The organism is Xanthomonas indica (genome assembly GCF_040529045.1).
GTDB classification, from domain to species: Bacteria; Pseudomonadota; Gammaproteobacteria; order Xanthomonadales; family Xanthomonadaceae; genus Xanthomonas_A; species Xanthomonas_A indica.
The window spans coordinates 4,516,753-4,530,214 of sequence record NZ_CP131914.1 but is presented as its reverse complement, the minus strand read 5'-3'; the positions used below and the strand labels follow the sequence as shown (position 1 = coordinate 4,530,214).

11 protein-coding genes are annotated in these 13,462 nt (G+C 70.0%); 10 read left to right on the top strand and 1 reads right to left on the bottom strand.

Translation table 11 applies throughout. The annotated features are described in order from the left end of the window. Positions 1-4: 4 nt before the first annotated feature. The 10 genes from Q7W82_RS19415 (at position 5) to Q7W82_RS19370 (ending at position 11,836) form a co-directional block, all read left to right on the top strand. A complete protein-coding gene (locus Q7W82_RS19415; RefSeq protein WP_242160906.1) occupies positions 5-2,362 on the top strand; it encodes an alpha-N-acetylglucosaminidase in 2,358 nt (785 codons plus the stop codon). Then, complete coding sequence (locus Q7W82_RS19410) at positions 2,359-3,513, top strand: heparan-alpha-glucosaminide N-acetyltransferase domain-containing protein (RefSeq protein WP_242160907.1); 1,155 nt, start codon at positions 2,359-2,361, stop codon at positions 3,511-3,513. Before Q7W82_RS19415 ends, Q7W82_RS19410 begins: the two co-directional genes overlap by 4 nt. A 71-nt stretch (positions 3,514-3,584) precedes the next feature. Beyond that, positions 3,585-4,340: a GntR family transcriptional regulator gene (locus Q7W82_RS19405; protein WP_019796176.1), complete on the top strand. Its 756-nt coding sequence runs from the start codon at positions 3,585-3,587 to the stop codon at positions 4,338-4,340. 37 nt (positions 4,341-4,377) lie between these two features. Further along, a complete protein-coding gene (locus tag Q7W82_RS19400) occupies positions 4,378-5,643 on the top strand; it encodes a sugar MFS transporter (protein WP_242160908.1) in 1,266 nt (421 codons plus the stop codon). Between the two features lie 38 nt (positions 5,644-5,681). After that, entirely contained in the window at positions 5,682-6,749 is a 1,068-nt protein-coding gene (locus Q7W82_RS19395) for a LacI family DNA-binding transcriptional regulator (protein WP_010343153.1), read from the top strand. A gap of 8 nt (positions 6,750-6,757) precedes the next feature. Then, positions 6,758-7,786, top strand: a complete 1,029-nt coding sequence (locus Q7W82_RS19390; protein WP_242160962.1) for an SIS domain-containing protein — start codon at positions 6,758-6,760, stop codon at positions 7,784-7,786. Further along, positions 7,786-8,931: an N-acetylglucosamine-6-phosphate deacetylase gene (gene nagA, locus Q7W82_RS19385; RefSeq protein ID WP_242160909.1), complete on the top strand. Its 1,146-nt coding sequence runs from the start codon at positions 7,786-7,788 to the stop codon at positions 8,929-8,931. Before Q7W82_RS19390 ends, nagA begins: the two co-directional genes overlap by 1 nt. Before the next feature lie 159 nt (positions 8,932-9,090). Continuing rightward, entirely contained in the window at positions 9,091-9,345 is a 255-nt protein-coding gene (locus Q7W82_RS19380; RefSeq protein WP_242160910.1) for a hypothetical protein, read from the top strand. After that, positions 9,345-9,512, top strand: coding sequence for a hypothetical protein (locus tag Q7W82_RS19375; RefSeq protein WP_242160911.1), 168 nt, complete (start codon positions 9,345-9,347; stop codon positions 9,510-9,512). Before Q7W82_RS19380 ends, Q7W82_RS19375 begins: the two co-directional genes overlap by 1 nt. A 287-nt stretch (positions 9,513-9,799) precedes the next feature. Continuing rightward, the gene (locus Q7W82_RS19370; RefSeq protein ID WP_242160912.1) at positions 9,800-11,836 is read left to right on the top strand and encodes a hypothetical protein; all 2,037 of its coding nucleotides are present in this window, start codon (positions 9,800-9,802) and stop codon (positions 11,834-11,836) included. A gap of 300 nt (positions 11,837-12,136) precedes the next feature. Here the strand turns inward: Q7W82_RS19370 and Q7W82_RS19365 are convergent, their stop codons facing one another. Continuing rightward, positions 12,137-13,381 carry a multifunctional CCA addition/repair protein gene (locus Q7W82_RS19365; protein WP_242160913.1) on the bottom strand — a complete coding sequence of 415 codons (1,245 nt, stop codon included), beginning with the start codon at positions 13,379-13,381 and terminating at the stop codon, positions 12,137-12,139. Positions 13,382-13,462 lie beyond the last annotated feature (81 nt).

The following is a 13,462-nucleotide window of genomic DNA, read 5'->3' as shown; positions in this document are numbered from 1 at the left end:
GCCAATGAAGCATGCTTTCCGCCAGATCTTCCCGCATGGCCATGCCGGGCTGCGCCGCCTCCGGGCGGCGTCAGGACGCGCGCATGTGGTGCTGTTGCTGCTGGCCTGTGCGCTGCTGGCACCGGTCGCTGTCGCCGCGCCCGCGCAGGACACGCAGGGCGGCACCGCACGCGAGGTGCTGCTGCGCACGCTCGGCCCGCGCGCGGCCGAGCTGCAGCTGCAACGGCAACCGCGCGGCCGCGGCAACGACTGGTACCAGGTGACCGCCGAGGCCGGCACGCTGCGCGTGTCCGGGTCCTCCGAGGTGGCGCTGGCGCACGGTGCGTACAGCTATCTGCAGTCGATCGGCGCGGCGTCGGTAAGCTGGGAAGGCAGCCGCGTGGCACTGCCGGCGGCGTATGCCGACGTCCACGGCCCACGGATGGCCACGCCGTTCGCGCACCGCGCCTATCTCAACGTCTGCACCTACGGCTACACCACGCCGTGGTGGGACTGGGCGCGCTGGGAGCGCGAGATCGACTGGATGGCGCTGCACGGTATCGACATGCCGCTGGCGATGGAAGGCCAGGAGTACGTGTGGCAGGCGCTGTGGCGCGAGTTCGGCGTCGCCGATGCCGACCTGGCGCAGTACTTCTCCGGCCCGGCGTTCGCGCCATGGCAGCGCATGGGCAACATCGAAGGCTACGACGCGCCGCTGCCGCAGCAGTGGATCGAGGACAAGCACGCGCTGCAGCTGCGCATCCTGCAGCGCATGCGCGCACTCGGCATGAAGCCGGTGCTGCCGGCCTTCGCCGGCTATGTGCCGAAGGCGTTCGCGCAGGCGCATCCGCAGGCGCGCATCTACCGCATGCGCGCCTGGGAGGGCTTCCACGAGACCTACTGGCTGGATCCGGCCGATCCGCTGTTCGCGCAGATCGCGCAGCGCTTCATCCAGCTCTACGACCGCACCTATGGCAAGGGCACCTACTACCTGGCCGATGCGTTCAACGAGATGCTGCCGCCGATCGCCGCCGACGGCAGCGATGCGCGCCTGGCCAGCTACGGCGACAGCACCGCCAACACCGCCAAGACCAAGCCGCCCGAGGTGCCGCCGGCGCAGCGCGACAAGCGCCTGGCCGAGTACGGCCGCGCGCTGTACGCCTCGATCCACCGCGCCAACCCGGATGCGGTGTGGGTGATGCAGGGCTGGCTGTTCGGTGCCGACCGCCACTTCTGGACGCCGCAGGCGATCGCTGCATTCCTGCGCGAGGTGCCCAACGACAAATTGCTGGTGCTGGATATCGGCAACGACCGCTACCCCGGCACCTGGAAGCTGTCCGACGCGTTCGACGGCAAGCAGTGGATCTACGGCTACGTGCACAACTACGGCGGCAGCAATCCGGTGTACGGCGACCTGGCGTTCTACCGTGAGGACCTGCGCACGCTGCTCGCCGACAAGGACAAGCAGCAACTGGTCGGCTTCGGCGCCTTCCCGGAGGGGCTACACACCACCTCGGTGGTCTACGAGTACATGTACGCACTGGCCTGGGGCGCACAGCAGCGCCCGCTGCAGGACTGGCTCGACGACTACACCCGCGCCCGCTACGGGCACACCTCGCCGGCCTTGCGCGCGGCCTGGGACGACCTGCAGGCCTCGGTGCTGTCGACCCGCTACTGGACGCCGCGCTGGTGGCGCAGCCGCGCCGGCGCCTACCTGTTGTTCAAGCGGCCGACGCTGGACATCGGCGAGTTCGAGGGCGCGCCCGGCGATCCGCCGCGGCTGCGCCGCGCCCTGCAGCAGTTGCTGGCGCTGGCGCCGGAGTACGCCGACGCGCCGTTGTACCGCTACGACCTGGTCGACTTCGCCCGCCACTACGCCACCGGTCGCGTGGACGTGCAGTTGCAGCAGGCCGTGGCCGCGTACCGGCGTGGCGACGTTGCGGCCGGCGATGCGGCGGTCGCGCGCGTGCGAGACGCGGTGATGCAACTCGACCGTCTGGTCGGCGGCCAGCAGGACACCTTGTCGAGCTGGCTCGACGCGGCGGCCGGTTACGCCAAGACCCCGCAGGACGCGGCCTACTACCGGCGCGACGCCAAGGCGCAGGTCAGCGTGTGGGGCGGCGAGGGCAATCTCGGCGATTACGCCTCCAAGGCCTGGCAGGGCATGTACGCCGACTACTACTTGCCGCGCTGGACCTTGGCGCTGCAGATGCTGCGCGAGGCAGCGGTCGCTGGCGGCAACGTGGACGAGGCGCAACTGCAGCAACGGCTGCGCGCCTGGGAGCGGGACTGGGTGGCGCGCGACACGGCCTACGTGCGGCAGGCGCCGGCCGATCCGGTCGCGGCGGTGCGCACGCTGCTGCACCAGGTGGATGCGCCATGAGCGCCGCGTCCGTCCGCCTTCCCGCCGCGGCGCCGTCGCGCGAACGCTTCCTGTCGCTGGACGTGTTCCGCGGCCTGACCATCTTCCTGATGATCCTGGTCAACACGCCGGGCGCCGGGGCCGATGCGTTCGCGCAGCTGCGGCACACGCCGTGGTTCGGCTTCACCGCCGCCGACCTGGTGTTCCCGTCGTTCCTGTTCGCGGTCGGCAATGCGATGAGCTTCGCGCTGGACCGTGGCCAGCCGCTCGGCGCCTTCCTGCGCCGGGTCGGCAAGCGCAGCGCGCTGATCTTCCTGCTCGGCTTCCTGATGTACTGGTTTCCGTTCGTGCACCAGGGCGCCGACGGCCACTGGAGCGTCACCGCGATCGACCAGACCCGGGTGCCGGGCGTGCTGCAGCGCATCGCGCTGTGCTACGCGTTGGCCGCGCTGCTGTGCCGCTGGCTGTCGCCGCGCGGCCTGCTGGGCATGTGCGTGGCGCTGCTGCTCGGGTACTGGGGCGCGTTGTACCTGTGGGGCCAGCCGGGCGCGGAGCTGAGCAAGCTCGGCAATGCCGGCACGCGCCTGGACCTGTGGCTGCTGGACCCGGCGCAGCTGTACCGCAAGGACGGCGGGTTCGATCCGGAAGGTCTGCTCGGCACGCTGCCGGCCACGGTCAATGTCATTGCCGGCTACCTGACCGGGCTGTACGTGCGCCACGCCGGCAAGCAGGCGCGCACGGTGCGCTGGCTGCTGCTGGCCGGTGTGGCGATGGTCCTGCTGGCGCTGGCCTGGCAGCCGTGGTTCCCGCTGGCCAAGAAGCTGTGGACCGGCTCGTTCGTGCTGCTGACCGTGGGCCTGGACCTGCTGTTGCTGGGCGCGTTGCTGTGGGCGATCGAGGTACGCGGCTGGCAGGCCGGCAGCGGCTTCTTCACCGTGCTCGGGCGCAATCCGCTGGCGATCTACCTGTTCTCCGAACTGTTCGTGGTCTGCCTGCGGCTGGTCCCGGCCGGCGCCAGCGGCATGGACCTGTATCAGTGGCTGGGCGTGGAGGTGTTCCAGCAGCTGCTGCCCGGCCCCTGGGGCAGCCTGGCCTGTGCGCTGGCCTACACCCTGCTGTGCTGGGCGGTGGGCTGGTGGATGGATCGGCGGAGGCTGTACCTGCGGCTGTGACCCGGCGTGCACGGACCGCGAATTGGTACTATATTGGACATAACGAATTCATGCGGACTGGAGAGCGCGCCATGACCAAGCCCAAGCCGCAGGCCGATCCGCGTCTGCATGCGCTGGCCGTGGACCCGGACGCGCCGACGCCGCTGTACCTGCAACTGGCCAGCAAGCTGGTGGAGGCGATCAAGGGCGGGCAGTGGAAGCCGGGCGAGGCGCTGCCGGCCGAACGGCAACTGTGCGAATACCTGCAGGTGTCGCGGGTGACCCTGCGCCAGGCCGTGGATGCGCTGGTCGAGCAGGGCCTGGTGTCGCGCCGGCAGGGTGCCGGCACCTTCGTCACTTCGCACATCCAGCACCAGCTCAGCGGACTGGCCAGCTTCAGCGAGACCCTGCGCATGAAGGGGCTGGAGCCGGGCACGCGCTGGCTGGAGCGGCGCACGCGCCCGGCGCACGGCGAGGAGATCCTGCGCCTGGGCCTGTCGCCGGATACCGTGGTCGCGGCGCTGACCCGCCTGCGCAGCGCCGACGGCCGGGTGATGGCCTACGAGAAGGCGGTGCTGCCGCAGCACGTGGTGCCCGATCCGCACGCCATCGCCGATTCGCTCTACACCTACCTGGACGAGCGCGGCACCCCGGTGGTTCGGGCGTTGCAGTACTTCCGCGCCATCAACCTGCCGGCGCGGCTGGCCGGTCACCTGGGCATGAAGGAAGGCGAGGCGATCCTGCACGTGGTGCGGGTCGGCTACACCCGCGACGGCAGCGCGATCGAGCTGACCGACACCTATTGCCACAACGACTACTACGACTTCGTCGCCGAACTGCGACGCTGATCGCCGACCCCTGCGCCCACCCGGAGCACGCCCGCCCATGACCACCGCACGGCCCGCCAGTCCCTACGCCTCCATCGCCATCGTCGGCCTGTTGTTCTTCATCATGGGCTTCTTTACCTGGATCAACGGGCCGTTGATCCTGTTCGCCAAGGTCGCCTTCAACGTCAGCGACACGTTCGCGTTCCTCATCCCGAGCGCGTTCTACATTTCCTACTTCTGCCTGGCATTGCCTTCTTCGTTCATCCTGAAGCTGACCGGCATGAAAAAGGGCCTGGCGCTGAGTCTGCTGATCATGGCGATCGGCGCCGCCATCTTCGGCCAGTTCACCAATGCCCGGTCGTATGTGGGGGCGGTGAGCGGCATCTTCATCATCGGCGGCGGCCTGGCCTTGCTGCAGACTGCGGTCAATCCGTACATCAGCATCCTTGGGCCGATCGATGGCGCCGCGCGCCGTATCGCGCTCATGGGCATCTGCAACAAGGTGGCCGGAGCGCTGGCCACGTATGGATTGGCGAAGGTGGTCCTGCACGGGATGGAGGATTTTTCGACCCGGATCGAACAGGTGCCGCCGGCGCAGAAGGAGCTGCTGTTGCAGGAGTTCGCCGGTCGCATCCACGGCCCCTACATGGCGATCGCCGGCGTGCTTGCCGTGCTTTCCGTCGCCATCCTGTTTTCGCCCTTGCCCGAGATCAGCGCCGAGAAGGCGAACGCGTCGGCCTCCGACGAGCGCAGCCGCGACAGCATCTTCGCGTTTCCGCACGTGTGGCTGGGCGCGTTGTGCATCTTCGTGTACGTCGGCGCCGAGGTGATGGCGGGCGATGCAATCGGCATCTACGGCAACAGCCTCGGCCTCTCGCTCGACTACGCGAAGTATTTCACCATCGGCACGCTGGCCTGCATGCTGGCAGGCTACCTGGTCGGCCTGGTGCTGATCCCGAAGTACATCTCCCAGGAAAAGTACCTGTCCATTTCGGCCGGCCTTGGCATCGTGTTCTCGCTGTGCGCGATGTTGACCGGCGGCTATGTCTCGGTGGCGTTCGTCGCCGCGCTCGGATTCGCCAACGCCATCATGTGGCCGGCCATTTTCCCGCTGGCCATCAAGGGGCTGGGAAAGTTCACGGAGAAGGGCGCGGCGTTGTTGATCATGGGCATCGTGGGCGGCGCAGCGGTTCCGCAGCTGTTCGCCCATCTGAAGGAGTTCTTCGATTTCCAGGTGGTCTTCGCCGGCTTGATGATCGCGTGCTACCTGTACATCTTGTTCTTCGCGCTGCGCGGTCACCGCGTGGGCCAGGGCGCGCGGTGAACTGACGCGCTTTTCTCCAACTCGGCAAACTCATTCCAATGCGCAGACCCACCATCAAAGACGTCGCCGAACGGGCGCGGGTGTCGCTGAAGACCGTCTCGCGGGTCATCAACAACGAACCCTCGGTGATGCAGGCCACGCGCTCGCGCGTGCTGCACGCCATCGCCGAACTCGACTACGAGCCGGATCCGTCGGCGCGCAACCTGCGCAGCGGCACGCCGTTCGTGATCGGGCTGGTGTACGACAACCCCAATCCGTACCACATCATCGGCGTGCAGAACGGCGTACTCGCTGCCTGCCGCGAGACCGGCTTCGGCCTGCAGATCCATCCCTGCGATTCCACCGCGCCGATGCTCGCCGAGGAACTGGCCGAATGGACCCAGCGCTCGCGCCTGGCCGGGCTGGTGCTGACCGCGCCGATGTCCGAGCGCGCCGACCTAGTCGCGGCGCTGGCCGCGCGCGGCATCAAGACCGTGCGCATCATCGCCGCCACCGAGGATCCGCAGGACGGCCCGTGCGTGTACGTCGACGACCGCGATGCCGCCTACGAGATCACCGAGCACCTGATCCAGCTCGGCCACCAGCGCATCGGCTTCCTGTGGGGCGGCACCTCGCACCGGTCCAGTGGCGAGCGCTATGCCGGCTACGAGGCGGCGCTGAAGGACTACGGCATCACCCTGGACAAGCACCTGGTGATCCCCGGCGACTACACCTTCGACGATGGCTTCCGCGGCGCGCGGCGGCTGCTGGCGCTGCGCGAACCGCCGACGGCGATCTTCGGCTCCAACGACGAGATCGCCGCCGGCGTGCTGGCCGCGGCCAAGTCGGCGGGCATGAACGTGCCCTACGACCTGTCCATCGCCGGCTTCGAGGACAGCCCGTTCTCGCGCCAGTCGTGGCCGCCGCTGACCACCGCCAAGCAGGCCACCGAAGACATCGCCCGCCACGCCGCGCGGCTGCTGATCAGCCAGCTGCGCAGCGATGCCTACGAAGACCATCCGGCGCCGGTGCACAACCAGGGCTTCGTGCCGCAACTGGTGGTGCGCGGCTCGACCGCCCCCATGCAGCCGCATTCCCGCCGCTCCTCCTCCCCCGACCCCACATGACCCTGCCCATGGCGCTGCCCTCCGAAACCGACACCCTGATGTTCCGCGAAGCCGCGGAAGCCGCCGCGGTCATCGCCGCGCAGTTCGAACGCAACCACGCCACGGTGAGCGCGCTCGCCGCGTCGCTGCGCGCCGCGCCGCCGCCGTTCGTGGTGACCTGCGCGCGCGGCAGTTCCGACCACGCCGCCACCTACGCCAAGTACCTGTTCGAGACCCAGCTCGGCGTGGTCACCGCCTCGGCCTCGCCGTCGGTGGGCTCGGTGTACGAGGCGCCGCTGCAACTGCGCGGGGCGCTGTACCTGGTGATCTCGCAATCGGGCAAGAGCCCGGACCTGCTGCGCAACGCGCAGGCCGCCAAGGACGCCGGCGCGCGCGTGGTGGCGCTGGTCAACGTCGAAGACTCGCCGCTGGCGCAACTGGCCGACACGGTGATCCCGCTCGGCGCCGGCCCGGAGAAGAGCGTGGCCGCGACCAAGAGCTACCTGGCGTCGCTGGCGGCGATCCTGCAGCTCGGCGCGCACTGGAAGAACGCCCCGGCGCTGCTGGGCGCGCTGCAGGAACTGCCGCAGGCCCTGCGCGCGGCCTGGCAGGCCGATTGGCGCTCGCTCACCGACGGCCTGGTCGAGGCGCACAACCTGTTCGTGCTCGACCGCGGCCTGGGCCTGGCGGCGGCGCAGGAAGCGGCACTGAAGTTCAAGGAAACCTGCGGCCTGCACGCCGAGGCCTACAGCTCGGCGGAAGTGAAGCATGGGCCGATGGCGCTGGTCGGCCCGGGCTTCCCGGTGCTGGCGTTCGACCAGCCGGACGAAGCGGGCGAGGGTACCCGGCGCCTGGCCGAGGAATTCCGCGGCCGCGGCGCGCAGGTGTGGCTGGCCAGCGCGGGCGGCGACCTGCCGCTGGTCGCCGCGCCGCACCCGGCCTGCGCGCCGCTGCTGGCGATCCAGAGCTTCTACCGCGCGATCAACGCCCTGGCGCTGCGCCGCGGCTACAACCCGGACCTGCCGCCCCACCTGAACAAAGTGACGGAGACCGTCTGATGACCACGGTGGCGCTGCGCAATGCCCGCGTGCTCGGCGAGGACGGTTTCCTCGATGGCGTCAGCGTGCTGTTGGAGGGCGAGCGCATCCTCGCCCTGCTCGACGACGCCGACCCGCGCGTGGCGGCAGCGCCGGTGCAGCACGACCTGGGCGGCGGCAGCCTGCTGCCGGGCTTCATCGACCTGCAGGTCAACGGCGGCGGCGGCGTGCTGTTCAACAACCGCACCGACGTCGAGGCGCTGCGCCGCATCGGCCAGGGCCATCGCCGCTACGGCACCACCGGCTACCTGCCGACGCTGATCAGCGACGACGTGGAGGTGATGCGTGCGGCGATCGCCGCGACCCGCCAGGCCATCGCCGAGGGCGTGCCGGGCGTGCTCGGCATCCACCTGGAAGGCCCGTACCTGGCGCCGGCGCGCAAGGGGACCCACAACGCCGACAAGTTCCGCGTGCCCGACGCCGAGGAACTGGCGCTGGCGACCTCGCTGGACAACGGCGTCACCCTGATCACCCTGGCGCCGGAACGCGTGCCGGCGGCCAGCATCCGCGCCCTGGCCGCGGCCGGCGCGCGCGTGTTCGCCGGCCACACCGCTGCCAGCTACGAGGAGACCCGCGCCGGGCTGGACGCCGGCATCTGCGGCTTCACCCATTTGTACAACGCCATGACCCCGTTGCAGGGACGCGATCCCGGCGTGGTCGGCGCCGCGCTGGAAGACCGCAACGCCTGGTGCGGGGTGATCGTCGACGGCGTGCACGTGCATCCGGCCAGCCTGCGCGTGGCGCTGGCGGCCAAGCCGCGCGGCACCGTATTCCTGGTGACCGACGCGATGCCGATGGTCGGCGCCGACAGCCCCGCGTTCGATCTGTACGGCGAAACCATCACCGCCATCGACGGCGTGGTGCGCAACGCCGCCGGCGCCCTGGCCGGCTCGGCGCTGGACATGGCCAGCGCGGTGCGCAACAGCGTGCAGTGGCTGGGCGTACCGCTGGAGGAGGCCGCACGCATGGCCTCGCTGTACCCGGCGCAGTGCGTGGGCCTGGACCACCGCTACGGCCACATCGCACCCGGTTACCAGGCCGACCTGGTGCTGCTGGACGATGCGTTGCAGGTCCGGCATACCTGGATCGCCGGCGCGATGGAGTAAGCGGCTGCCGGCACCGCCTGTCGATGCGCGTAGGGAAACATCGTGCCGCCGGCCGTGGATAGTTGCGGTAGCCTGGCGCCGGAGCATCGGCGATGCCGCGCCCTCGCCGCGCGGGCGCAGGCAGGCGCCAGCTCCGCTCCACCTCACAAGGAACGTTCGGTGATCTACGCGATTCAATCCTATGCCGCCGTGGGCGGATTCCGTTTCGGCTGCAGCCAGGCCCAGATCGCCAAGGCGCACGGTGCGCCGTTCACCACGGTGATCGACAACATCCAGAAGATCGTGACCGAGACACGCGAAGGCTGCGAACTGGTCTACGAACGCAAGGCGCTGTGCTACGTGACGCTCAACCGGCACGTGATCCCAATGGTCGAGGGATCGCCATCTATGCCCCGGGCGCACTGTCGCAGTTGATGGCGCACGATCCCGATCATGCGATCGGGCCGCGCTACGCGCTGTTTCGCCGCCTCGGCATCTGCGTCGGCGGCCTCGGCGTCAAGCGCATTCCCGAAGGCAAGCTGGTCAGTGCCTTCGCCGAGGACAAGCGCGACTTCTTCGAATTCTTCGTCGCCGAGGACTGAGGCGCGCGCCCGCGCGGCGGACGCACGGTGCGCGGGGTGCAGGCGCAACCATGCGAATCGTTCGGAAGCGCGGTTCGCTTGATCGGCGATGTCGGCAGCGCCGCGGCGCCAATCTCCGCTGGGCATGCCTGTTGAGCAAAAGATTAAAAGTCTTCTGGCTCCCGGCACGCGGTGTTGTCACCCGCATGCATTAGGATCGCGAGTGATCGCCACAGGGGGAGATCGGCATGCGCATCGTACGGACGGTGCCGCGTTCTTGCGGCAGCGGTGAAGGGTGGTTCGACGGAATGTCGCGCGTCGTCGTGGCTTGGCGCAAGCAATGGCATGGCGGCGGCAATGCGCCGCGTCGCGCGGCCGAGCGGCCGCAAGTGCAGATGTCGAAGCGGCTCGGCGCGGGCAGCATGCGCGCCGGGGCCGTCCTGCTGTTATGGGCCACGGCCTGGCCGACCTGGGCCGCGACGCCACCGGCGGCGTGCCGGCGGCCGGCGTTGCCGGTGGACTGCGCCGGCCCGACCGCGGTCGGGCGCTTCATCGCCCGCAACGGCGGGCCCTGGCAGTCCTACGGGTTCGCCACGCCGCTCGATGTACCCGCGGGGCAAACCCTGGCCATCGCGATCTGCGGACAGGCCAACCAGGCCGTGCAGGATGCGCAGTGGCATGCGCAGCCGTCGTTGTTGCCGACGCTGGTGCACAGTGTCGGTGCGGACGCCACGCTGGCGATCCTGGTGCAGGACAGCGCCAACGTGGCGCTGGCCGGGCGATTGATCCTGGGCGAGGACACGCTTGCGGCCGATGGCAGCTTGCATGCGCCGGCGGGGCCGGTGCAGGCCGCGCTGATCGGCACGTTGGTCGACGGCCCCATCGCGCACGGTGCGCGTCTCGATGTGCGCCTGCGCGACTCGGCCAACGTCAGCCTGCAGACCGCGCAGAGCCACCTGCACCTGGGCGGCGGCAGCCTCAGCGAACGGCTCATCGCGCCACGCGATGCAGCGGTCGCGGCGGCCGACGGCGCCTGTCTCGCGGTCGCCGTGGAGCGCAGCGACCGGGTGCGCGGTGATCGTGGCCTGCTGACGATCGGCGGCGGCCGCCTGCAAGGCGCGCTGATCGCCCATCCGTTGCGCGGCAGCCACGTCGCCGTGCAGGCGGACGACGTGGCCACTGTGGCGGCGGACGCGGTCCGCCTGTTCGCCGGCCAGTTGCTGGATGAGGTGGTGCACGCCGGGCCGTGGCTGGGTGGCCAGATCGCGATCGGACTCGCCAACGTGGCCAATGTCGATGCGCGCGCACTGGACATCCAGGATGCGGTGCTGGTCGACGAACTGGTCGACGCCGGGCACGTGCAGGACGCGGCGATCGACCTGCGCCTGACCGATACCGGCAACGCCAGCGTCGAGGGCGCACTGCGTATCGGCGATGGCGGGCTGATCGACGAGCCGCTGGACGCTGCCGACCTGCTCGCGTCCGATGTCGCGGTGACGCTGCTGCGCAGCGGCAATGCGGTCGCTGCCGATGCGCGGATCGTGGACGGCGAACTGATCGACGAAGCGATCGATGTGGGGGCGATACAGGATGCGGTGTTGGCGGTGCGCTTCGAGGATGCCGGCAACCTGCACGCCTTGGCCGCGCGGATCGAGGAGGGCGAGCTGATCGACGAGGCGATCGATGCCGGGTCCATCGACGGCGGCACGCTCGACGTCGCGTTCGCGGACAGCGGCAACGTCACCGGAGACGCCCTGGCCGTCGTCCATGGCGAACTGATCGACGAGGCGGTCGACCTGCAGGGCGCGCTCGCCCGCGCGCAGCTGCGCCTGGACATGGCCGATGCCGGCAACGCCCGGGTCCAGGCACTGGACATCGTCGAGGGCGAACTCGTCGACGAATTGCTGGACCTGATCGATGCGCGCGACGCCAGCGCGGAACTGCGCGTGCGGCGCAGCGGCAATGCCGGAGGCGCGCTATCGGCGTCGGCCCAGCGCGTGTCGATCGCCTATGGCGAGTTGGTGGATGAGGTGATCGACGCGGCAGGCACGCTGGACGGATTCGCCGGCGTGGTCGATCTCGGCGATGTCGCCAACGCGCGCGCCGCCCGCATCGCGCTGCAGGGCGCGCAGATGCTCGACGGCGTGGTGGACGCGGCGGCGCTGCGCGTCAGCGAACTCGGCCTGCAACTGACCGATGTGGCCAACGCGCGCTATCGGGACGCCTTGGACATGCAGGACAACAGCACGCTGCTGGGGGCGATCGCCGACGTGGACAGCCGCGATGCCGTATCGCAGATCGCCACGGTGGTCGTGGCCAGCGGGGAGGCGATCCAGGTGCCGTAGCGCGCGCCTGGCGAGCAGTGCGGCGGTCACCGCCGCCGCGCCGTTCGTCCAGGTGCGTCGTGACGGAGGATGCCTACCCTTGCCATGATCAAGCGGGCACGTCATGGCCCCGTAGGAGCGGCTTCAGCCGCGACAGGCCTTCCCGATCACGCCGGTCGCGGCTGAAGCCGCTCCTACACGTGGGCCTGGATGTTCGCATCAGTCGCGATCGCGATTTCCAGGAAACCTGTCGTTGCCGATTCCAGGACTGGAATCAGAACTGCTCCTGCGGCGTGGATTGCAAGCACGGCGTCGCCGCGATCAGGGCGTGTCGGCCTGCAGCTCCCGCCGCGCCGCGGCGATCGCCGCGATCCGCGCCTTGGCCAGCGCCTCGCCGATCTGCGGGCCGCTCAGCCCCTGTGCGGCCAGATCGCGCGCGTTCACCGCCAGCGCGGCCGCATGCAGGCGCTGCAGGTCACGGCCCTGCGGATAATCGGCGTCCTCGCTGCCGAGGCGGCCGCGCTTGTCGGCCTCGCACACCGTCGCCAGCTGCGCGATGCGCTCGGGCTTGCGGAAACCGTCGCAGCGTTGCAGCAGTTCGTGCACGGTGCGGTCGCGCAACTCGGCCAGGCGATGCACGTTCAGATGCTCGCGGCAGGCGATCTCGGCCAGTTGCCGGTGCTCCTGCGGCAGCTTCAGGCGTTCGCACAGCGCGCGCAGCGGTGCCAGGCCGCGTTGTTCGTGCATCAGGTGACGCGGCCATTCCTCCGGCGGCGTGAGCGCCTTGCCCAGGTCGTGGGTCAGCGCGGCGAAGCCGATCAACGCGTCGCCCGGCGCCAGCCGCGCGGCCATGTCGCTGACCAGTTCCTGGTGGCGGCCGGTGTCGATTTCCGGGTGGTACTCGGCGCGCTGCGGCACGCCGTACAGGGCATCCAGTTCGGGCAGGACCCAGCGCAGCGCCTCGGCCTCGCGCAGCGTGCGCAGGAACGCCGATGGCTGCGCGGACGCCAGGCTGCGGCGCAGCTCCTGCCACACGCGCTCGGGCACCAGCGTCTCCAGTTCGCCGCCGGCGGCCATCGTGCGCATCAGCGCCATGGTCTCGTCGGCGACGCGGAACCCCAGCGGCGCCAGCCGCGCCATGAACCGTGCCGCGCGCAGCACGCGCAGCGGATCCTCGGCGAAGGCCGGGCCGACATGGCGCAGCACCCGCTGTTCGAGATCGCGCACGCCGCCATAGGGATCGACCAGGCGCCCGTCGGCCTCGTCGCGGGCGATCGCGTTGATGGTGAAGTCGCGCCGCTGCAGGTCCTCTTCCAGCGTCACCGACGGATCGGCCTGCACCACGAAGCCGTGATAGCCGCGCCCGGCCTTGCGCTCGGTGCGCGCCAAGGCGTATTCCTCGCCGCTGCGCGGATGCAGGAACACCGGGAAATCGCGACCGACCTGCTTGTAGCCCAGGTCCAGCATCTGCTGCGGCGTGGCGCCCACCACCACCCAGTCACGGTCGCCCGGCGGCTGCCCGAGCAGGGCATCGCGGACGGCGCCGCCGACGAGGTAGGTGTTCATGGGCTGGGATTCGGGAGTGGGGATTCGGGATTCGCAAAGGCGGGGTTGTCGGAACGAAATACCGCCCCTGCCTATGTTGAT

Excerpts from the sequence above, each read along its gene's own strand:
- Q7W82_RS19365 (WP_242160913.1), bottom strand. The coding sequence starts at position 13,381 with ATGAACACCTACCTCGTCGGCGGCGCCGTCCGCGATGCCCTGCTCGGG.
- Q7W82_RS19415 (WP_242160906.1), top strand. The coding sequence starts at position 5 with ATGAAGCATGCTTTCCGCCAGATCTTCCCGCATGGCCATGCCGGGCTG.
- Q7W82_RS19400 (WP_242160908.1), top strand. The coding sequence starts at position 4,378 with ATGACCACCGCACGGCCCGCCAGTCCCTACGCCTCCATCGCCATCGTC.
- Q7W82_RS19395 (WP_010343153.1), top strand. The coding sequence starts at position 5,682 with ATGCGCAGACCCACCATCAAAGACGTCGCCGAACGGGCGCGGGTGTCG.
- Q7W82_RS19410 (WP_242160907.1), top strand. The coding sequence starts at position 2,359 with ATGAGCGCCGCGTCCGTCCGCCTTCCCGCCGCGGCGCCGTCGCGCGAA.
- nagA (WP_242160909.1), top strand. The coding sequence starts at position 7,786 with ATGACCACGGTGGCGCTGCGCAATGCCCGCGTGCTCGGCGAGGACGGT.
- Q7W82_RS19405 (WP_019796176.1), top strand. The coding sequence starts at position 3,585 with ATGACCAAGCCCAAGCCGCAGGCCGATCCGCGTCTGCATGCGCTGGCC.
- Q7W82_RS19370 (WP_242160912.1), top strand. The coding sequence starts at position 9,800 with ATGTCGCGCGTCGTCGTGGCTTGGCGCAAGCAATGGCATGGCGGCGGC.
- Q7W82_RS19375 (WP_242160911.1), top strand. The coding sequence starts at position 9,345 with ATGGCGCACGATCCCGATCATGCGATCGGGCCGCGCTACGCGCTGTTT.
- Q7W82_RS19390 (WP_242160962.1), top strand. The coding sequence starts at position 6,758 with ATGGCGCTGCCCTCCGAAACCGACACCCTGATGTTCCGCGAAGCCGCG.